This is a genomic window from Pseudomonas sp. M2(2023), from assembly GCF_030263955.1.
In the GTDB taxonomy this organism is placed as follows: Bacteria; Pseudomonadota; Gammaproteobacteria; order Pseudomonadales; family Pseudomonadaceae; genus Aquipseudomonas; species Aquipseudomonas asiatica.
In genome coordinates this window covers 2,486,207-2,506,703 of record NZ_CP127114.1, presented here as the reverse complement: position 1 = coordinate 2,506,703, position 20,497 = coordinate 2,486,207, and the positions used below count along the sequence as shown (strand labels likewise).

The window sequence follows — 20,497 nt, the reverse complement described above, 5'->3', positions numbered from 1 at the left end:
TGCCCAAGACACCCTCAGTATCGGCATCGCCACTCAGCGCAGCCTGACATTTATCAATCTCGCCCAGCGTGCGATAGCGCGCCGGTTTTGACCTTTGTCAATCACGTAATACCGCTTGGGGGTAGAAACATGGGCTGAGGGCATCTCAGCCCACCTTTCCAACGAATAGCGAAGACCACCCGAACGACCTTGATTTGCGCGACACCGTCAACGGTGGGCTGGAAGCCAAGGTGCATTTGCTTCGCGAACGGAAATTGGTCGAGCGCGCTGCCTGGACGTGAGCAAGGTCGAAGACTACTTGTTGATCGCCTGACCCGGCTGCCCACCACGAGATATGGTCATGAACAAAGATCAGCCCTGGAAGCTGTACTTGCTGGCGATCGGGCTTTCCGTGCTCGCCGCCATTCAGTTCGGCCTATTCGACCGTGCGGCCGTGCAGACCATCTCCTATAGCCAGTTCCTGCAATTGCTGGAGCAGCAAAAGGTCAGCGACCTTCGGGTCGAACACGACCGTATCCTGGGCAAGCTGCAGGAACCCATCGCAGGCCGCTCGATGTTCTCCACGGTGCGGATCGATCCGCAACTGAGCGAGCAACTGGGCCGCACGGGCGTGACCTTCACCGGAGTAGCCGAGGACAGCAACCTGGCTGCCATGGTGGGTTGGCTCATGCCGCTGATAATGATGCTGGCGCTGTGGTTCTTCCTGTTTCGTGGGGTAACCGATAAACAAGGCCTGGGCGGTCTGATGGGTGTGGGGAAGTCGCGCGCCCGGGTCTACGTCGAGCGTGACATCAAGGTCACCTTCGCCGATGTGGCGGGCATAGACGACGTCAAGGGCGAACTCACCGAAGTGGTGTCCTTCCTCAAGAACCAGGCGTTCTATGCCCGTCTGGGGGCGCATGTGCCCAAGGGCACATTGCTGGTCGGCCCCCCGGGCACCGGCAAGACCCTGGTGGCCAAGGCGATCGCCGGCGAAGCGGCGGTACCCTTTTTCTCGATCTCCGGGTCCGAGTTCGTCGAGATGTTCGTCGGCGTGGGCGCGGCGCGGGTGCGCGACCTGTTCGACCAGGCCCGACGCGCCGCGCCCTGCATCATTTTCATCGACGAACTGGACGCCCTGGGCAAGATGCGTGGCCTCGGCAGCCTGGGCGGCAATGACGAGAAGGAACAGACGCTCAATCAACTGCTGGCCGAACTGGATGGCTTCGACCCACGCGAAGGCGTCGTGCTGCTGGCGGCGACCAACCGCCCTGAGATACTGGACCCCGCGCTGCTGCGAGCCGGACGGTTCGACCGGCAGATCCTGATCGACCGGCCTGACCGCAAGGGTCGCCTGGCGATCCTCAAGGTGCACCTGCACAAGATCGTCTACAAGAACGACCTGGACTGCGAACGCATCGCCGACATCACCCCCGGCCTGACCGGCGCCGACCTGGCCAACCTGGTGAACGAAGCCGCCATCGTCGCCACCCGACGTGCCAGCCAATGGGTCGAGCTGCAGGACTTCACCGCTGCCGTCGAGCGCCTGGTGGCAGGCGTGGAGCGCAAGGGCAACGTGCTGCGCGACGATGAACGCCAGGTCGTGGCGTACCATGAGATGGGCCACGCGCTGGCCGCAAGCAGCCTGCCGGCGATGGACCCGGTGCACAAGGTGTCGATCATCCCCAGGGCCGCTGGCTCGCTGGGGTTCACCCTGCAACGGCCGACCGATGACCGCTACCTGATCAGCGCGCAGATGCTCCGCGACCGGATCGTCGTGCTGATGGCCGGACGAGCCGCCGAAAGCCTGGTATTCGGCCAGGTGTCCACCGGGGCTGCCGACGACCTGGGACGCGCCACCGACATCGCCCGCCAGTTGATCACCCGATTCGGCATGAGCACGGAACTGGGCCAGGCAGTGCTGGAGCGCCAACAGGCCAGTTACCTGGGCGAATCGTTGTTGCGCCAGGAGCGCAAGGACTACTCAGAGCAGACCGCGCGCGAAATCGACCTGGGTATCCGAGGCCTGCTGGAAGACGCTTACGCCCGTGCCCGGACCTTGCTCGAGCAACGACGCACCGACCTGGACACTGGGGCACGCCTGTTGTTGGCCAGGGAAACCATCACCCCGGAAGAATTCCCGGCGCTGCTGCCGGTGGCCAAGGACCCTGCCACCTATAATCTGGTCGATGCGGCCAAATGACACTCCGATCCAGTCCGAGTACCGACCATGCTCACCGTCACATTGATCAACATGCTGGTGGTGATCCTGGTGGTGATCATCCACTACGAATGCCTGCTGCGCCTGAACGACTGGCTACCGCGGCTGAAACTGTGGAGCCGATTCCGGATCGTAGCAGGCGTATTCGGCGCGCTGCTGGCTCATGCGCTGGAGGTCTGGTGTTTCGCCCTGGTGTATTACCTGATGATTCACGCCGAAGGCTGGGGCACGCTCAGTGGCAACTTCGACGGCAGCTTCCTGGATTGCGTGTACTTTTCCTTCACTACCTACACCACGATAGGCTTTGGCGACATCGCGCCTAACGGCCATCTGAAGTACCTCACCGGCCTGCAAGCGTTGACAGGCCTGGTGCTGATCACCTGGACCGCGTCGTTCCTGTTCCTCGAAATGCAGAAATACTGGAAAGCCAAATAGCGCCTGTTCAGGCGTCTGGGTGTGGCGTCCAGTGCCATTGCGCAACCTCAGGCATGTCTTCGCCATGCTCGATGAGGTACAGCTTGTGCCTTTCCATGGTCGACCAGTAGCGGGTTCGCGCCTGCTCCACCTGTGCTCGCAGGCGAGGCACGCGTTCGAACACATCGAGAACCAGCTGGTAGCGGTCGAGGTTGTTGATGACTGCCATGTCGAACGGCGTGGTGGTGGCCCCTTCTTCACGGAAACCATGCACATGGAAGCGCTGCGGGTTGGCACGCTTGTAGATCAGGCGGTGAATCAGGGCAGGATAACCATGGAAGGCGAAGATCACCGGCTGCTCTTCGGTAAACAGCGCGTTGAAGTCACTGTCGGGCAACCCGTGCGGATGCTGTTGCGGTGATTGCAGTGCCATCAGGTCAACCACGTTCACCACCCTCACCCGCAGATCGCCAACGTAATCACGAAGCAGGGTCACGGCCGCCAACACTTCCAGCGTCGGCACATCGCCTGCGCAGGCGAGGACCACCTCCGGCAGGTCATCGTCATGGCTGGCCCATGCCCAACGCCCAATGCCGGCCTGGCAATGCAGATTCGCCGCCTGCCCATCCAGCCACTGCCATTCCAGCTGTTTTCCGACAACGATCACATTGATGTAGTCACGGCTACGCAAGCAATGGTCAGCCACGGACAACAGGCAGTTGGCGTCCGGTGGCAGGTAGATGCGCGCAAGATCGGCCTTCTTGTTCGCCATAAGGTCGAGGAAACCTGGGTCTTGGTGCGAGAAGCCGTTGTGGTCCTGGCGCCAGACATGCGAAGTCAGGAGGATGTTCAGCGAGGCGATCGGCTTGCGCCAAGGCACTTCGGCGGCGGTCTTGAGCCATTTGGCATGCTGGTTGATCATCGAATCGACGATATGAATGAATGCTTCATAGCAGGAAAACAGGCCGTGCCGACCGGTCAACAGGTAGCCTTCCAGCCAACCTTCGCATATATGTTCGCTGAGTATCTCCATTACCCTGCCGTCTGGCCCGAGGTGGTTATCTTCGACGCCGTGGGGATCCAGCCAGACCTTGCTGGTCGCCTCGAACACGGCGTCCAGCCGGTTGGACGCCGTCTCGTCAGGCCCGAACAGGCGGAAATCGCGGGACACCAGGCTGTTCTTCATGACATCGCGCAAGTAACTGCCAAGAACCCGCGTCGCCTCTGCACGCACCTGTCCAGGTGCGTCCATCTTCACGCTGTAATCGCTGAAGCGCGGAAGGTCGAGCGCCCGCAACAGCAGCCCGCCATTGGCATGAGGGTTTGCGCTCATGCGCCGCCGTCCGGTCGGGACCAGTGCGGCCAGTTCCGGCAACAACGCGCCCTGGGCATCGAACAGCTCATGAGGGCGGTAGCTTTCCAGCCATTGCTGCAATTGCTGCAAGTGCAGCGGCTTGCGAAGATCACCCAGGGGCAGTTGGTGGGAGCGCCAGGTCCCTTCTACCCGCTGCCCATCGACGAATTTCGGCCCCGTCCAGCCTTTGGGGGTGCGCAATACCAGCATTGGCCACAACGGCCGGTCGATGGCTACGCCCGATTCGGTGTGCCGGGCAAGGCGCTGGATCTGGCAGATTTTCTCGTAGATCACATCAAGCGTCCTGGCCAACGCCCGATGAACTTCCATCGGTTCGTCGCCCTCGACAAAATAGGGGTCATAGCCATAGCCATACATCAGGCTGGTCAGCTCGTCCTCGCTGATCCGCGCCAGCACCGTCGGGTTGGCGATCTTGTAGCCGTTCAGATGCAGGATCGGCAGTACCGCACCGTCGCGCGCGGCATTGAGGAACTTGTTGCAATGCCAACTTGCGGCCAGCGCGCCGGTTTCCGCTTCGCCGTCGCCTATGACGCAGGCCACGATCAACTGCGGGTTATCCAGGGCAGCGCCATAGGCATGGACCAGGGCATAGCCAAGCTCGCCACCCTCGTGCAGAGAACCCGGGACATGCGGGCCGACATGGCTGCCAATGCCATACGGCCATGAAAACTGACGAAACAACCGTGCCATCCCCTGCGCATTGCGTTCTATCGCAGGGTTCAGCTCGGTATAGGTACCATCCAGATACGCCTGGGCAACCATGGCCGGGCCGCCATGGCCAGGGCCGGTGACGAAGAGCATGTTGAGATCGTAATGGCGGATCAGCCGGTTCAGATGGGTGTAGATCAGGTTCAGCCCCGGCGATGTACCCCAGTGCCCCAGCAACCGGGGCTTGATGTCGGCCAACTTCAGCGGGGTGGCCAGCAAGGGGTTGCCCTGGAGATAGATCTGGCCAACGGTAAGGTAGTTCGCGGCCCGCCAGTAGGCATCCAGCCATTCGAGTTCCTCGGTACCTGGATAATCGTTCATGATCGCCCCTCTGTCGATGGCGCGCACGCTTATGTGGAGGCGTTCAGATATCCCCGGCGCGGATATCTTCTTCCCGTCGGCTCTGCTGACGGATCAGCAAGGTCAGCTCGTGCAGGTGGTCGGCCAACAGCCCCACCAGGTCGTCTGCAGTGACAATGCCGACCAACAGGCCAAAGTCATCGACCACCGGGATCCGCCTGATGTTGGCCCGTCGCATGTTCAGAATCACATCGAACAGGTCTTCATTCTGGTTTGCGGTAATCAATGGGCGTGGCAGGACATCGATGGCCTGGAGGTCTTCCTGGTCAGGAGGGTTGCAGGCGATGATCCTCAGCGCAAGGTCACGGTCGGTGATCAGGCCGATAGGCCGGTAACGGTCTCGATCGACGGGCTCGGCCAGCACCAGGTCACCGACGTGGTACCGACTCATCATCCGCGCTGCGGCGAAGATCGAAATGCTGGGGAGCGCAGTGACCACATCCCGGTTGCAGTATTTGCCGATGGACATGATGCTTCACCTTTTTGGAATGCGAAGACGGAGCGTCCCTGCTCCTGAAATCGGTCAGGTCAATCACTTGCTGCTTTTGATAGGAATCACTTTCTCAGGGTGAATCGCTTCTGCACGCTTGGGCAGATGCACCAGCAGCACGCCCTTGGCGAACTGTGCATTAATCTTTTCCGCATCTACTTCACGGGGTAGTTGGAAAACCCGCTCGAAGCTACCGTAGTGCCGCTCTGACAAGTGGTACTCCTTGCGTTTTTCGTCAACCTCTTCCTGCTTCTCGCCGCGGATCACAACGTTGCCATTGACCAGCTTGATCTCGATGTCCTTGTCGTCCACACCCGGCAGTTCGGCGCTGATGCGAAACTCATCGGCCAGTTCGCTGATATCCATCGCCGGCATGCCATGGCTGAACAGTTCACGGCGCCAGAATGGCTCGACATCGAACGGGGTATGGCTGAACGGCATGCGCAATGGCCGGCGACCGAAATCGTCGAACAGGCTGTCGATCTGACGCCGCAACTGCTGGAATGGGCGCCACAGGTCCGATGGCTCGGTACTTGGCGGCGTAGCCTTGGCAGGTTGGGTGGTTGCGGAAGTGACAGGTACTTTCTTCGCTGTTTCGGACATGGCGACCTCCTCTAATGAGTAATGCCTCCCTGGGAGACGCCTCGATATTGCGCTGGCAGGCAAGCCCCCGTTTGACCTTTATCAATCAGGATGCGGCCACCATCCTCTGTCGGTTTGATCCTGATCAAAGTGTTGCCATCGCAGGGGCTTAGCTTATATGGAACGTGGCCCGCCCAAACCTGTTCGAGACGCATATGGACCAGGATGACAGTGAGTGTGTCCGTTTGCTGGAAACATTGCCGGGGCCCGGCATACAGTACCTTCGCCTGATGCTGTGCAACCCGCAACGCAGCGAGGCGATGCCAGGCCAGTATTGCCAACTGACGAATCAAACCCAGCGCTGGACCTGCAACTACATCAGCATGCCTGGCGCAGCAGGTCGGTTCATGGTCGCCACCCGCAGCGTCCTGGCATTGAAGGTCGGAGATCTGCTCGAGTACTCAGGCCCTCTGGGCAGCGCATGGCCGGTGCCCTTGCAGACTGTGCGACTGCTGGCTATCACTCACGGCGAGGGGGTTTTGGCGCTACTTTGCACACTGGATGAGGTTCGCTGTTGGCTACCTTGGGTAGAGGTGAGGCTGTTGCACGAAAGCTTTGAGCAGGAGCACCTGCCCGCTGAATGTAAGCCATGGATCTCAGCGTTTACCTCGGTGCCGCGCAACAGCAGAAGCGTTTGGAGTCAACTGACTGAACAGCTGGAGGATTTCAAGCCGGACACTGTCTACTGCTGCGCGCCATCCTTGGTGGCAAGGCATGCCGCGCGCATCTGTTGGCAAAAAGGTGTCCCGATACAGCGTATCTGGTTGCGGGCAGACCATGTGTCGCGTCCATTCTGGAATTGTCAATTTCCTCTGAATGGGCCTGTGCAACGTTATGACAGGATTCTCGAGGCCCTCAATTCGGCTCCTCCATCCGACTGAGCTTGAGCAGGCCCTGTTGATCGATGAGTCGGACTTCCCGGCCAACGCATTGCAGGAGCCCAGCCTGATTGAACCGGCTGAACAGCCGGGAGACAGTTTCCAGGGTAAGGTCCAGGTAGTTTGCGATATCTCCTCGCGACATGGGCAGATTAAGGACGTCTGCACGCAAACCTCTTTCTTGATAACGCGCCGCCATGCCCAACAGGAAAAGCGAAAGGCGCTGCTCGGCTCGCCCGTGGCAGCAGCGCAGGTGTTCGTCCTTGCCTTGAATACCCAGGCTGAGCATGTGCAACAGTTGATAGCGCAATCCGGGTATCTGCCCCGACAGATCAACCAACTGGTCCAGCCGGATCGAGCAGACCAGCGAAACGTCCAGCGCCAACGCATAGCTCCGATAATGACTTGCCCCGATAGCGTCCAGCCCCAAGATTTCGCCCGGCAGAACGAAGCCGATGACCCGCTCGTTGCCCTCGGAATCAATCAGAAAATTCTTGATGACCCCTGAGCGCAGGGCAAACACATGCCCCATGGGCTCATCGGCCTTGAACAGATACTCGCCCTTCTTCAAAGGGCGGTTACGGCGAATGATACGCTCCAGCTTTTCCACTTCATCGACGCTTAGGCTGGCGGGCAGGCAAAGTCGGCTCAAAGAGCACGCAAGGCACTTTACCTGGGGCTTTATACCCATATCTTCAGGGCCTGACATGACGATGTCTCCGCTTTTTCTTGCGGGCTCTATAAACGCTAGCCGCTTCGCCCGAGGTTTCTGAGGCAACTGACCAAGGGTCATGGTGGTGCCCCACTAAAGCTTGATCAAGATCAAGTCAGGCCAATGCGCTGCCCTCATGCTCGACTTAGACAGCCTTCAACCCGTGTTCCTGTCTGAAGGCCCCTGGGCCTTATAAATCTGCATTGTCTGGTAACGTGAAGAGGATGTGTCATGAATACCTTACTGAACGAACTTCACGCCTATCATCATGACATGGCCAATAAGATAAGCCAGATCAGGAAGTTGCTGAAAAAGCTAAAGCATGAACCCGATGCCACTGATGACTGTAAGCTTTTGTTCGAAATGTTGGAGGCCTTGCACAGCAACGCAGAGCGGCACCACCATGAGAATGAAGAAATCATTCGGCGAGCCTTGCTGGCCACGGAGGCGCCGATCCACCCGCGGATCCTGGATATCGAGCGAGATCACCAGGCATTTGCGCGCATTGCTGGGCAATTGAAGACATTAGCGGCTACGGCAAAAGACACGAAAGTTATCGCTGACACTGTCGATGACTATATCGAAAAATATTACGACCACATGGAGTCGGAGGAAAACATATTCTTTCCAGCTGCAGAAAAATGGCTTTCAAACAGTCAATGGCTGGAAATAAAACATCAATGGCATTAGCTGGAGTGCAAATTCAAGCGCCCAACCGCCCCATCTCAATCACACGAGGATACTGCCATGGCTTCTGCTGATACTTCCCGTCAACATACCGCGCCCTCGTTTCCCAAGCCTGCGGGCGAACATTGGATCGAAGCCCTCGACAATGGCACCCATGTACTGATCAGGCCGCTGCAAGCCAAGGACCGGGAGCGCGAGAGGGCCTTCATCGAACGGCTGTCACCGCAGTCGCGGCATTTTCGCTTCCTGTGCCAGATCAAAGAGCCCGGTGAGGCGATGCTCGACCAGTTGATGGCGGTCGACCAGGACCGACAAGCGGCTTATGTCGCCCTCGCCCATGTGGACGGCGAGCTGCAGGAGGTGGGCATATCGCGTTATGCCGCCATTGCCGGCAAGGATGAATGCGAATGCGCCGTGACAGTACTCGACAGCTGGCAGCACCATGGCCTGGGCCGCCTGCTGCTCAAGCACCTGACCGATCATGCCCGGGCAAAAGGCCTGCGGCAGATGTACTCGATCGACTCAGCCGCCAACCTGGCGATGCGCGACCTGGCCAAGGCGGCAGGATTCACCACCACTACCGATCCGGATGATCCGGCCCAGGTCATCCATCGCCTCAACCTGACCTGAAGCGCCGCTGCGCCAGCGCCTGGGGCAGCCACCGTGCTGCCCCGCCCGCTGCAAGCCCCACGACCTCCGGCCCTATCCGCACGAGGAGGGTATCCATGAACGGTAATTCGCGGAAACTGATGGAAAAGCTCTACGGCAAGCAATACCAGGTCGACAGCGCTGAGATCGCCCCCCTGCTGCATCAATTCGCCGAACCCTTGCCTGACCTGGACTCCCCCGCTTTCGCTGCGCTGTTCGACCGCTACGCCGACGCCCGTGTGGTGATGCTGGGCGAGGCAAGCCATGGCACCAGCGAGTTCTATCGCGCCCGCGCGGCAATTACCCGCCGGTTGATCGAACAGCACGGCTTCAACATCGTGGCCGTAGAAGCCGACTGGCCGGATGCCGGGCACGTCGACCAGTAGGTGCGGGGCTTGGCCCATTCGGCATGGAAGCGCCATATTTTCAGCCGTTTCCCAACCTGGATGTGGCGCAACAACGAGGTCAAGGCATTCGCCCACTGGCTGCATGGACACAACCGCCTGCTGGCCGTCGAGCGCCGCGTGGAGTTCAGAGGCCTGGACGTCTACAGCCTGCGCAACTCCATTCATGAAGTGCTGGCCTTTCTGGACCGGGCAGATCCGCACCTGGCCCGCGAAGCGCGCCACCGTTATGGTTGCCTGACGCCCTGGCAGGATGACCCGGCCCTGTACGGCCACTTCGTCGAGCGCGGTGGCGTCATGCCGTGCGAGCAGCCTGTGGTAGAACAACTGAATGTGATGCTGGCCGAACAGCTGTCGGGCCTGATCCGCAATGACGAAGCGTTCTTCAATGCCACCCAGAACGCACGGGTGATCATCGCTGCGGAGCAATATTACCGCGCGATCTACCGAGGCTCGACCGCCTCCTGGAACCTGCGCGACCGGCATATGTTCGATACCCTGCGCGCACTGCTGGAACATCGCGGACCACACGCCAAAGCCGTGGTCTGGGCACACAATTCCCACATCGGCAACGCAGATGCCACGGAAATGGGTTGGAAAGGCCAGTTCAACATCGGCCAACTGTGCCGTAAAGCCTTTGGCCGGGAGGCCGTGCTGATTGGCATGACCACTGACCGCGGTCAAGTGGCCGCCGCCAGTGACTGGGATGGCGACATGCTGATCAAGGACGTCCGCCCTTCGCGGTCGGACAGCTGGGAGCACCAGTTCCGCCTGGCAGGCGTACCGGCTTCTTTGACCGACTGGCGAGACCCACAGCGCAAGGAGTTGCGTCGCATCTTGTCCATGCCACTGCTCGAGCGCGCGATCGGCGTCATCTACCGACCGGAAAGCGAACGGCTGAGCCATTACTTCGAAGCAGTGCTGGCCGAGCAATTCGATGCCATGCTCTGGATCGAACAGACCCAGCCGGTCAACGCCCTGCCACTACCGAAACAACAGCACCTCGAACCGGAAGACGAAACCTATCCGTTCGGTGTCTGAATATCCGGCCTGCAAGCCTCAAGAGAAGAGGCTTGGGGGCCGCGACTAGCGAGCATGGTCATCTTCAGCCTCCCCGGCACGCGCTCTGGAGGACTCCGCGAGCCCGGCCTTGTCCATCAGCGCGATGACTTCTTCGTCCGACGTCTGGGGAAAGTCCTGGTACCAGTAGCCGACCGAAACCATCCGCTCAGGCACCAGCGGGCAGACCACCTCGTCCACTTCGCCCCACATGGCCTCCAGCGTTTCCGGTGGCGCGACTGGCACCGCGACTACGATACGCAAAGGGGACAACGCTCGTGTCGCCTGAATGGCCGCCATCATCGAGGCCCCGGTTGCCAGGCCATCATCAACCAGGATTACGGTCTGGTCCTTGAGCCGAAGCGGTGGTCGGGTACCTCGATAAGCGCGCTCGCGACGTATCAGTTCCTGGGTTTCCCTGGCAACCACGCTTTCCAGCAAGGTGCGATCGACCGGGTAAGCCCGCAGTGCATCGTCGTTGAGAATCTTCACCCCGCCCCCGGCGATCGCACCCATGGCATATTCAGGGTGCGACGGTATTCCAAGCTTGCGCACTACCAGCAGGTCAAGGCGAACCTTGAGGGCGGTAGCGACCTCGTAAGCCACCGGCACGCCGCCTCGTGGCAAGGCGAGCACGATCACATCAGCCCGTCCGGCATATCGGCTCAACGACGCCACCAGGCAGCGACCGGCTTCAGCACGGTCGGGGTACAGGGTGCGACGAGCAAGATCATGCGACATGGAAACCTCCCGCGCCGCGACGGGCGCCTGTCGTTTCAGCTACTGGCAAGCACTACCGCCATTCAAGGCAGCGTCGCCCGGGCCTCTTCAGGCAGCAGGTCGAACTGCTCGAGGCAGCGCTGTTCATCGTCTGCCGTCAACGCCTTGTATGCGCTCACTTCCCGCATCGGCGTATCGAACAAGGCCAGGCGTATCACCCCATTACGGTCCAGAAACGTTTGCGCCAGGCAGGTACACACCGGCTTGCCGACCAATGCCGTGAGCTTTTCATCCTCAGGGGTGTTCACCCGGGCCTGCAGGCTGTCTGTGCAATTCTCCACGATTCGGTCCACCGAGCGCCCCGCCAGCCAAACCGTGCCGCCAGCGAGCAACGCCAGGAACAGCAACATGCCCAAGAGCACGTTCGACTCCTGGGTGACCGAGCGCAGGAAGGCAAGCCGAGCCTGCCAGCCCGTGGCCTGGCCGTTGAATATGGTCTTGCCTACCGTGCGTTTCACGCCACGCTGCACCACCCACCCCAACGCCACGCACAGGGCGAGCAAGGCCAGCAGCATAAGTGGATGTTGCATCGGCAGGCGCCAGTTCGGGTTCAACGACCGGTAGGCAGCGATCACGACGAGCAGTGCGAAGATTGCCACGATAAACCCCAGGCTACCCCGTGGCCGATGCATCCAGGCCCGGAGTTTCGCCCTTGCTTGTGTATCCATGACAGCCTCCCGGCCCAGGCTAGCGCACTGGGTCAATAGCAACCGTTTCGTGGTACTCGGGTACGTACACCTGCCAACCGAGCTCGATGCTGATCCGCCGCCGCAACGTGTCGGCGGCGTGCGGCTCACCGTGGATGACATAGGTCTGGCGTGGCGGGCGGGCGAAACCGCGCAACCACTCCATGATCTCGTCGGCATCGGCGTGCGCAGAGAGATTATCCATCGCATGCACCTGGGCCCGGATAGGCACGTCTTCACCGTGCAGGCGGACACTGCGCGCACCGGCGACGATGTCGGCACCGCGCGTACCACCGGCCTGGAAACCAGAGAACAGAATGCTGTTGCGCGGGTTGGGTGCCAGTGCCTTGAGATGGTGCAAGACTCGTCCACCGGTCGCCATGCCACTGGCGGCGATAATGACCGCGGGCTCACGCAGCTGATCCAGATGCCGGGATTCATCGACGGTACGGATGATATGCGTGCCCCTGCACATTTCGGCGCATTCCGCCAACGTCAGGCGATGCTCGCTCCGGAACTGCTGGTAAAGGGTGGTTGCGTCTGTAGCCATCGGGCTGTTGAGGTAGACCGGAATGTCGGGTATCAGGCCATCGCGCTTGAGCTTGTACAGGTAATACATCAGCAACTGGGCCCGGCCAACCGCGAATGAGGGCACCAAGGTGATGCCGTGGCGCAGGAGAGTCTGGTTGATGACCTGGGCCAGAAACTGCTCGGTCGATTCGCTTGGATGCTGGCGATCGCCATAGGTGGACTCCACCAGCAGCACGTCTGCCGTCCTGATCAGTTCCGGCGCGCGCATGATCGGGTCTTGTGGCCGGCCCAGGTCGCCAGAGAAGACCAAGGTCTGGCCGTCGACCTTGATCTGTACCGTCGCCGCGCCGAGTATGTGCCCAGCTGTGCGCAACAGCAGCTCCATCCCCGGCGCAATCATGGTCGGGTGATGCAACTCCACAGGGCGCAACAATGCCAAGGCACGCTTTGCATCCTGTTCGGTGTAAAGCGGGCGTGCCGGCGAATGCTTCGAGTAGCCGTGCCGGTTGGCATGCTCTGCCTGCTCTTCTTGCAGCCGGGCACTGTCGAGCAACAGGATTTCGGCCAAGGCACAGGTGGCCGGTGTTGCGTAGATCGGCCCGGTATAGCCTTCCTTGGCGAGCACCGGAAGATAACCGCTGTGGTCGAGGTGGGCGTGGGTCAGCACCACGGCATCGAGCGCGCGCAGCGCCGCCGATAACGGTTCCCAGTTGCGCAGGCGCAGTTGCTTGTAGCCTTGGAACAGCCCACAGTCGATCAGCACGCGGCTGCTGTCGCGGGTCAACAGGAACTTGCTGCCCGTCACGGTCCCGGTACCACCGAGGAATGTCAGTTGCATGGCTAGGGCTCCAAGGTTTCGGCCGCTTGAGGGTGAACCGCAAGGACGCTGCACGGCGGGCGGCTGACGATGCGTTCAGTGGTGTCGCCGAGCAGTTTGTCCAGGCCCTTTGGCTGCACGACGCCCATGACCACCGCGTCGATATCCAGCGCAGCGACTTGCTCGCGAATCACCTGAACCGGGCCACCTTCCAGGAAGTGGCGGCAATCGGCCGGGACCCCCTCGGCATCCGCCAAGGTGTCGAACGGCTCTTTCAAGGCATTGCGCATCTCATCGATCCACGCCTGGGTAACGTTCATGTCCGAGGCGAACACGCCCGCCAGGTTGTAGGCCGAGAGCAGGTGCAGCTGTGCATCGCATTGCAGTGCCAGCGCCTGCGCGGCACGAATCAGCCTGCGGTTGAAGGACGCCTGGTCCTCGGGGGTTTCGCTGAAGGAGGTGTCCACGGCGACCAGCACGCGCCGGGGCAGCGACACCGCCGCCTCCGGTACGAAGTGCGTGATGCCCTTCAAGCCCCGCATCAACGCGCAATCCAGGGGCGTGCTGAACAGGCGCACCATGGTTGGCGTCACTTCGCTGTCCTTGATGACCATATCGGGGTGCAGTTCGCTGATGTAGTCGATGGCCTGGCTGCGGATGTCATCTGCCTGCAAGGTGTCGACCGTCAGAGCGATGCCGCTGCCACGGTGATGCTCGACCAACCCCGCCAGCCGCAAACCGTAGTGGTCGAACTGACGCTGGATATCGGCCTCGTTCAATCGCTCTTCGCGCAGCAGGTGCTCCTGCGTCGGTTCGAACAAGCCCAGTACATGCACACTGGCACCACTGACATGCGCCAGCGCCAGGGCCCGGCGCAGCGCGGCCGAATGCGGATCGAGCTCGGTGAGCAGCACCAGCAGTTGTCGATATTGACCCATGGCGAACCTCCGGGCTTGCGCGGCTGGCGTGATGATGTAGGCGATTGTCCGAAAGCAGGCCTGTTCGCGCTTGATGCAGATCAGAAAACCACCATCCGAGCCGGAACTTGACGATTGTCAGAATCAGCGCCGCCCAGCACGGTACAACAGCTCTGGCAAGCATCGACCAGGTGACCGGGAGGCGACATGAACAGGCAGCAGACTGAAAAGCCAGACGCGTGCGAGCATTGGATCGAAAAGCTTTCTGATGGCTCTGCCGTACTGATCCGCCCCCTGCGCGAGGAAGACCGCGAAAGGGACCGCCGCTTTCTCAGCACGATCGCCTACGAGGCCCGGCGTTTCCGCTTCATTGCCGGGCTCTGTGGCGGTGTGCCGAGCCTGGATGCGCAGCATATGCCAGTGGATCATCACCAGTGCGAAGCCTACGTTGCCCTGGTCCATGCAGATGGCCAGTTGCGCCAGATCGGGGTCAGCCGGTATGCCAGTGTTCCCGGCAGCCTCCAGTGCGAATGCGCGGTAGCCGTAAATGAAGAATGGCAACGCAAGGGGCTGGGCCGGCTGCTGATGCAGCACCTGATCGCGGCCGCGAAGCGCAATGGCTTCCACTGCATGATCTCCAGGGACCTGGCGAACAACTACGCCATGCACCGGCTGACCAAGACCCTGGGGTTCACCTCCCGCTACCTGGGTGGCGATGTCAGCGAAATCCTTCACGAACTCGATCTTCACGCCTGAAAGCAAGGCCCTTTCGGGCCTTGTCTCTCAGCCTTGGGAATGCTCTGGTGATATCACCAGCACGCTGCTGGACAACCGATGCAATACCCGCTCCGCAGTGCTACCGATGAACCAGCCAATGCCGCGATGGTGGTAACTGCCCATGACCAGCACATCGATATCATTGTTCTCCATGAACAGCGCAAGCACCTTGGCCGGGTCTCCCAGCCGCAGGTGGCGGTGTTCGGCGCCGATACCGTTACGTTCGGCCAGTGCCTGGAATGCCTCGCTTTGCGCCTCGTGCAGTGTCTGGGCGAGGTTGGAGTCAAACAGAAACGAATGCTCGCGGCTGCCGCCTGAGTCCAGGTACATGGACCCCAGGTCGTAGGCATATAGCAGTTCGATCTGGGCGTTGCACTGTAATGCCAGTTTCAGTGCTTCACTGATGATCTGGTCGTTGAACCCCTCAAACTGGTCCTCGGGGCGGGACAGGTCCACGGCAGCCAGAATCTTGCGCGGCAGCGCGTGGCTGGCCTGATGCACCAGGTGCAGGGGGATGCGGGTTTCCCGCAGCAACTGAATGTCCAGCGAGGTGAACATCGCCCGCGCCCACCAGGGTTCATGCTCGAAAGCCTTGATCAGCATGGCGAACGGCTGCTCGCGCAGGTGGACGAGGATCTCGTCCAGCGGATGCTGCACCCATACCACTTCGGTGGTGACCGTGACCCCGTTACGGCGCATCGAAAGCGCTTGGGTTTCCAGCCATCCACGGTGTTGCTGTACATAACCTTCACGCATCACAGCCAGTGCCTTGTCGTTGACCAGGCCCGCCGTGGCAAGGCCTTCGAGATAGTCGAAAGCAACGATATGCAGGGCCATGCCCTTGGCCTTGGCCAGCGCAGCCGCACGGTCGTAGACCGGGGTGCGCCGCATCAGAGGCGAGGCGATCAGCAGGAGTCTTTGCGGGTTGTCCATGGCGCACCTCAGCGGTTGGGAAGTGTTCCTGGATCATCCATCACCCGCACCTGGCGGATTTGATGTTTATCAACTGAACCACTGGGCGGACAAACGGCAACGCCCGCTGGGCGAAAATTTGATGCTGGTCAAAGCTCCTGGCCCTTAACGGCGCAATCTGACCCTACACCAACAACAATCATCGAATGCCCCGGAGGCGTGCCATGGCGCTCATGAAAACCATCGAGTGTCGCCTATGGTCGTTCGCCAACCGGCGCGATAGTGCGATGAAAATGGCCATCACGCCCTGAACACCCCTGTTGCCGGCAGGGATGCCTTCGTTTTCGCATGGATTTGCAGTTGGTTTGCTCATGCATGCTTTTGGAGGCTTCCATGAACATCTACGTCGAAAATAGCCCTCAGCAGAACCGCTGGTGGGTCCGCATGGACGACTGCCGGGTGAGCTTCGTTACGTCCGCCGAAGCGCAAGCCTTTGTCGACCGGTTGAATGCGCGCCTCAACGCGCCCCACTCGCGGGACATGCTCGCCGACTGGTCACCACGCCCAGGTATGGGCAGCGTTGGCAAAACCAATGCAGGGATGGCAGCCCAGGCAGGTCTCCGATGCGCGAAGGAGGCCTGAAAATGACTGGCCTACTGAAAGTGACCTTGCTCGACCAACCTGCAGCGTCGAGCCCGGCAACACCGATTCACCTGAAACCGCTGACGACCCTGTGCACAGAGTGCCGTGTCAGCGGGCTGTGCCTGCCCACCGGTTTACCCGTGCATGACAACAGTTGCCTGGGCGCACTGATCGGCCCGCGCATGCGTATTCGCAAAGGCGCCGCGCTGTTCAACGCCAACGATCCGCTGACGACGCTTTATGCCGTGCGCTGTGGCAGCTTCAAGACCAGCCTGAACAGCGCCGAAGGCCAGGGAGTGGTGATCAATTTCTGGATGCCGGGCGATGTACTTGGGCTCGACGCCATCGCCACCGAACATCACGTATGCGATGCCATTGCCCTGGAAGACAGCGAGGTGTGCCCTGTCCCCTATCGCCGGCTGCAGGCATTGGCGCGTGACTTTCCCGTCCTGCAGCAAAGCCTGAACCGTTTGATGAGCCGAGAAATCGTGCGTGAGCATGAGCGGGTGCTGATGCTGTGCAACCTCACCGCCGAACAGCGCCTGGCAAGCTTCCTGGTTGGGTTGTCACAGCGCTTCGTCAGCCGCGGTTACTCTGCCCACGGCTTCATGCTGCGCATGTCCCGGGAAGACATGGCTTCGTACCTGGGCCTGCGCCTGGAAACCGTGTGTCGCTCGGTCGCCCGCTTGCGCGCGCTGGGCATCGTCAGCATGCGTGGCAGGCTTGTCGAGATACTCGATTTGCCAGCCTTGATAGCCCTCGAGCAAGGCAGCGCGGAAGTCACCCCCAAGGACACCCCGAAGGCGCCATGCTCGACGCGGTGAATGTCGGCCACGGTGCCATCGCGCTGGGCATCGGCATGCTGGTGGGGCTTGAGCGCGAGCGCAAGAAAGGCCGCAATGAAGATCATGCCGCTGCTGGCCTTAGGACCTTCGCCATCACCGCCCTGCTGGGCTACGTCAGCATGTTGCTGGCCGGGCCGGTGCTGGTCGGGGTCGCCAGCCTGGGCCTGGTTCTGATGCTGTGCATGCATTACCGCAAACACGCCGACAAAGACCCTGAAGTCACCAGCGAAATCGCTCTGCTACTGGTGCTGACGCTGGGCGCACTGAGCCTTGACGAGCCAGAACTTGCCACGGCGGTCGGCGTGGTGTTGACCGTGCTGCTGGCACTGCGCCGCGAGCTGCACCATTTCGTGCTCCAGCAGCTGAGCGAGGAAGAGCTGCGCGATGGTTTGATGCTGCTGACGGTAGCGCTGGTGGTGCTACCGTTGACACCGGACAGGTTCATGGGGCCGTATGGCGCACTCAACCCTCGCACCATCTGTACGCTGGTCGTCCTGCTGATGACCGTCGGTGCACTGGGGCATATCGCAATGCGTCTGGTGGGCCCACGCTACGGCTTGCCCCTGAGCGCGATCGCCTCAGGTTTCGCCTCCGGCACGGCAACCATTGCGCTGCTTGCCCATGAGGCACGTCGGCAAGTCACAGCCGTGAGGCCCTTGGCCGCCGCTGCCGTACTGTCGAACCTCGCCAGCATCGCGCAATTCGCCCTGGTGCTAGGCATCGTCGACCGACACCTGTTGAAGCCTTTCGTGGCCTCGATCGGGCTCGGTACCGCGGGTACGGTGGTTTACGGCACTTTGTTGCTTGCGCCCTGGCGCAGCGACCAAGGCACTTCAACAGCGCATCAGGGCGATGGTGCCTTCGATCTCTTCACAGCCCTGATCATCACCGTCGCGCTGACCGGAATCGCCTTGTTCTGTGCATTTCTACTTCACCATCTGGGCCACAACGGGGTCAGAATCGCGGCCTTCATCAGCGGATTGGCCGATGCTCACGTAGCGACAGCGTCGGTCGCCTCACTGGTCGTTGCCGGTAGACTCGGTGTAGATGGCCTGGTAGTACCCGGTTTACTGGCATTGACCGGCAATACATTGACCAAATGTATTCTGTCCCTCGGTAGCGGCGGCTGCAGCTTCGGGAGATACCTTGTTCCCGGCCAACTGGTCATCCTCGGCGCAATGTGGCTGGGGCTTTTGATATGAGGTTGTATCAGCAACCTGAAGAGGCGTGCCCGCAACGAAGCCGGCCAGGAAGGCAACGGCCTGGCCAACGCGGGTTCGGGAGCACCGTCGGCAGCATGGCGACCCCGTGATCGCCGGTTATGACGCTATTCCCCCTGCTGGCCAACATCAGGTTTCCGCGCAGGTGCCGTGAACCAGCGCTCGTGCGGCACCCACTTTTCCTGCGCGGGGTCGCCCAGGTAATGCGGCGACATGATCTGCACCCCGTACTCGTTGAACACATCCTGAATATTGCCGTGCAACAGGCTCAGCAGTTCTGCCCGAGGCCGTGGCTCACTCGGCACCGCCTGCGCCACCAGGCGATACTCGGGGTAGAAATCCGAAAGCCCGGTCTGAAACACCTGCGGCCTGGTTTTTTCCAGTATGCCGTCGGTACGCTTGGCCGCCTCCACCAGCATCGCCTCCACTTGGCGCCACGGCGTGTCGTAACCGATGGTGACCACAGTATCGACGATGTAGCCCTGCCCCTGTACAACACGTGAAAAATTGCGTGTCACCGAGCCGGTGATCATCGAGTTGGGCAAGGTCAAGACTTCGCCCAGTCCAGTGCGGATCGTGGTGTTGAACATGCCGACTTCGGTCACCGTGCCCTCGTGGTCACCTACCCGCACATACTCGCCAGCCTTCAAGGTGCGTGAATAGGTCAGGATCAGGCCCGCTGCCGCCTGCCCGACAATGCTGGAGGCGCCGAGAGAAATCATCAGACCGAGCAGCACTGACAGCCCCTTGAAGGCGTCGGTGCCGGAACCCGGCAGGTACGGGTACGCCATCACCAGGGCGAACAGCCAGATGGCAAGTGAGGTCAGGCGTGTGGTTGGCTGCAGGGTTTCCTCGGTCAGCCACTTGAGGGTGCCCGGCCGGGCCATGCGCTCCAGCAGGCGCCGACTGAAGCCACTGATACCGCGGGCGATGAAAAAAATGATGATGGCCACGGCGATGCCGGGAATTGCCTGCAAAATGCCGTCGAGCAGATAACGTAACAGGTCGATCAAGTGGACGTTGAGGCTTTCCCCCCAAGGCCGGGTGTAGGGGAATTGCGACAGCACGAAGCTCAGCCACTGGTAGCTCAGCAACAGTACTACGCCCCAGTGCAGCAGCCGCAACAGGCGTTCGATCACGGTGTAGACCAGCTGCATGTCCAACAGCGGCATCTGCCCGAGCCGTATCTGCCGGGCGCGCTCGCGCATCAGCTGCGGCAACAGGCCTTGGAGCCTGCGCCGAGCCAGGTTGGTGCCCTTGATGAGCACCACGTAGATCAACGTGGCCAGCACCGAGTAGCCTGCTGCCTTGAGCAGAAAGCGCAGGCTGCGGGCCTGACCGGTCTCGTCGACCACCAGGCGCAGCATAGCGGCTGCCTGCTCGGCGGCTTCGCGAGTATCGCCACCGGCCAGGCCCAGGTCCTGCGGCGCAATGATGAAGGCACGCCGCTCTCCCAATAGCACCAGGTGGCTATTCAGGATGGGGTCGACGCTGACCTTCAGCTCATCAGTCCCGCGCAATGCCTCTTCGATCACGGCTGTGGCCCGTTGCACCCGCGCCGCCGGCGTTTCCCCCAGCAAGGTGGCGTGGAAGATGAAGATGCTGCGATTGGCGATGGTCAGCTCGGCCGGTTCACCGGGTACGCCATCTGTGGCACTGCCTGCAACGTCGATACCGTGCCCGGCCAAGGGCTGCAGGGTGAAAAGAATCAACAGCAGGCAATAAAGGCGCTTCATCATGAAATCCCCGGGCCCCTATGGCGAAAACCATGCAGGTAGTGATAGCACAGCGTT

The 20,497-nt window shown here is 61.0% G+C and carries 19 protein-coding genes and 1 pseudogene; 10 read left to right on the top strand and 10 right to left on the bottom strand.

Annotated elements, in window-relative coordinates; all coding sequences use genetic code 11:
- Positions 1-340: 340 nt before the first annotated feature.
- Together ftsH and QN085_RS11580 are read left to right on the top strand one after the other, a co-directional pair.
- Positions 341-2,182, top strand: coding sequence for an ATP-dependent zinc metalloprotease FtsH (ftsH, locus tag QN085_RS11585; RefSeq protein ID WP_041506069.1), 1,842 nt, complete (start codon positions 341-343; stop codon positions 2,180-2,182).
- Positions 2,183-2,209: 27 nt separating this feature from the next.
- Positions 2,210-2,635 carry a potassium channel family protein gene (locus QN085_RS11580; RefSeq protein ID WP_003256841.1) on the top strand — a complete coding sequence of 142 codons (426 nt, stop codon included), beginning with the start codon at positions 2,210-2,212 and terminating at the stop codon, positions 2,633-2,635.
- A gap of 7 nt (positions 2,636-2,642) precedes the next feature.
- Here the strand turns inward: QN085_RS11580 and QN085_RS11575 are convergent, their stop codons facing one another.
- The 3 genes from QN085_RS11575 to QN085_RS11565 all read right to left on the bottom strand — a co-directional run bounded on the left by QN085_RS11575 (position 2,643) and on the right by QN085_RS11565 (position 6,150).
- The gene (locus tag QN085_RS11575) at positions 2,643-5,018 is read right to left on the bottom strand and encodes a phosphoketolase family protein (protein WP_023663329.1); all 2,376 of its coding nucleotides are present in this window, start codon (positions 5,016-5,018) and stop codon (positions 2,643-2,645) included.
- Between the two features lie 43 nt (positions 5,019-5,061).
- Complete coding sequence (locus tag QN085_RS11570; RefSeq protein ID WP_003256840.1) at positions 5,062-5,526, bottom strand: CBS domain-containing protein; 465 nt, start codon at positions 5,524-5,526, stop codon at positions 5,062-5,064.
- A gap of 63 nt (positions 5,527-5,589) precedes the next feature.
- On the bottom strand, positions 5,590-6,150 hold the full coding sequence (locus QN085_RS11565) for an Hsp20/alpha crystallin family protein (protein ID WP_023663330.1): 561 nt from the start codon (positions 6,148-6,150) through the stop codon (positions 5,590-5,592).
- Between the two features lie 194 nt (positions 6,151-6,344).
- Here QN085_RS11565 and QN085_RS11560 point away from each other — a divergent pair, with 194 nt between their 5' ends.
- The gene (locus QN085_RS11560; RefSeq protein ID WP_023663331.1) at positions 6,345-7,070 is read left to right on the top strand and encodes a ferredoxin reductase domain-containing protein; all 726 of its coding nucleotides are present in this window, start codon (positions 6,345-6,347) and stop codon (positions 7,068-7,070) included.
- Here QN085_RS11560 and QN085_RS11555 read toward each other — a convergent pair.
- Positions 7,045-7,776 carry a helix-turn-helix domain-containing protein gene (locus tag QN085_RS11555; RefSeq protein WP_023663332.1) on the bottom strand — a complete coding sequence of 244 codons (732 nt, stop codon included), beginning with the start codon at positions 7,774-7,776 and terminating at the stop codon, positions 7,045-7,047. The two genes, QN085_RS11560 and QN085_RS11555, sit on opposite strands and share 26 nt — an antisense overlap.
- A gap of 234 nt (positions 7,777-8,010) precedes the next feature.
- Here QN085_RS11555 and QN085_RS11550 point away from each other — a divergent pair, with 234 nt between their 5' ends.
- The 3 genes and pseudogenes from QN085_RS11550 to QN085_RS11540 all read left to right on the top strand — a co-directional run bounded on the left by QN085_RS11550 (position 8,011) and on the right by QN085_RS11540 (position 10,559).
- Positions 8,011-8,469, top strand: a complete 459-nt coding sequence (locus tag QN085_RS11550) for a hemerythrin domain-containing protein (protein WP_023663333.1) — start codon at positions 8,011-8,013, stop codon at positions 8,467-8,469.
- A 57-nt stretch (positions 8,470-8,526) separates the two neighbouring features.
- Complete coding sequence (locus QN085_RS11545; RefSeq protein WP_015270127.1) at positions 8,527-9,096, top strand: GNAT family N-acetyltransferase; 570 nt, start codon at positions 8,527-8,529, stop codon at positions 9,094-9,096.
- 95 nt (positions 9,097-9,191) lie between these two features.
- Positions 9,192-10,559: pseudogene (locus QN085_RS11540) on the top strand (erythromycin esterase family protein).
- Positions 10,560-10,604: 45 nt separating this feature from the next.
- On the opposite strand, the gene QN085_RS11535 reads toward QN085_RS11540, so the two are convergent.
- The 4 genes from QN085_RS11535 to QN085_RS11520 form a co-directional block, all read right to left on the bottom strand.
- Positions 10,605-11,318: a phosphoribosyltransferase gene (locus tag QN085_RS11535; protein ID WP_003256832.1), complete on the bottom strand. Its 714-nt coding sequence runs from the start codon at positions 11,316-11,318 to the stop codon at positions 10,605-10,607.
- A gap of 62 nt (positions 11,319-11,380) precedes the next feature.
- Complete coding sequence (locus tag QN085_RS11530; RefSeq protein WP_023661505.1) at positions 11,381-11,989, bottom strand: hypothetical protein; 609 nt, start codon at positions 11,987-11,989, stop codon at positions 11,381-11,383.
- Between the two features lie 55 nt (positions 11,990-12,044).
- Positions 12,045-13,412, bottom strand: a complete 1,368-nt coding sequence (locus QN085_RS11525; protein ID WP_023661504.1) for an MBL fold metallo-hydrolase RNA specificity domain-containing protein — start codon at positions 13,410-13,412, stop codon at positions 12,045-12,047.
- Between the two features lie 2 nt (positions 13,413-13,414).
- Positions 13,415-14,329, bottom strand: a complete 915-nt coding sequence (locus QN085_RS11520; RefSeq protein ID WP_031324573.1) for a universal stress protein — start codon at positions 14,327-14,329, stop codon at positions 13,415-13,417.
- A gap of 186 nt (positions 14,330-14,515) precedes the next feature.
- Here QN085_RS11520 and QN085_RS11515 point away from each other — a divergent pair, with 186 nt between their 5' ends.
- Complete coding sequence (locus tag QN085_RS11515) at positions 14,516-15,064, top strand: GNAT family N-acetyltransferase (protein WP_023661503.1); 549 nt, start codon at positions 14,516-14,518, stop codon at positions 15,062-15,064.
- A 27-nt stretch (positions 15,065-15,091) separates the two neighbouring features.
- On the opposite strand, the gene QN085_RS11510 is transcribed toward QN085_RS11515, so the two are convergent.
- Positions 15,092-16,018 (bottom strand): universal stress protein, encoded by a 927-nt coding sequence (locus QN085_RS11510; protein WP_023661502.1) that lies wholly within the window; start codon positions 16,016-16,018, stop codon positions 15,092-15,094.
- A gap of 372 nt (positions 16,019-16,390) precedes the next feature.
- Here QN085_RS11510 and QN085_RS11505 point away from each other — a divergent pair, with 372 nt between their 5' ends.
- Genes QN085_RS11505 through QN085_RS11495 form a run of 3 tightly spaced genes read left to right on the top strand, consistent with a single transcriptional unit; the run spans position 16,391 to position 18,686 of the window.
- The gene (locus QN085_RS11505) at positions 16,391-16,639 is read left to right on the top strand and encodes a hypothetical protein (protein ID WP_031324572.1); all 249 of its coding nucleotides are present in this window, start codon (positions 16,391-16,393) and stop codon (positions 16,637-16,639) included.
- Between the two features lie 2 nt (positions 16,640-16,641).
- Positions 16,642-17,463, top strand: a complete 822-nt coding sequence (locus QN085_RS11500; RefSeq protein WP_023661500.1) for a helix-turn-helix domain-containing protein — start codon at positions 16,642-16,644, stop codon at positions 17,461-17,463.
- Complete coding sequence (locus tag QN085_RS11495; protein WP_285690909.1) at positions 17,448-18,686, top strand: MgtC/SapB family protein; 1,239 nt, start codon at positions 17,448-17,450, stop codon at positions 18,684-18,686. Before QN085_RS11500 ends, QN085_RS11495 begins: the two co-directional genes overlap by 16 nt.
- Positions 18,687-18,811: 125 nt before the next feature.
- Here the strand turns inward: QN085_RS11495 and QN085_RS11490 are convergent, their stop codons facing one another.
- Entirely contained in the window at positions 18,812-20,440 is a 1,629-nt protein-coding gene (locus QN085_RS11490) for a mechanosensitive ion channel family protein (RefSeq protein ID WP_285691287.1), read from the bottom strand.
- Between the last annotated feature and the right edge of the window lie 57 nt (positions 20,441-20,497).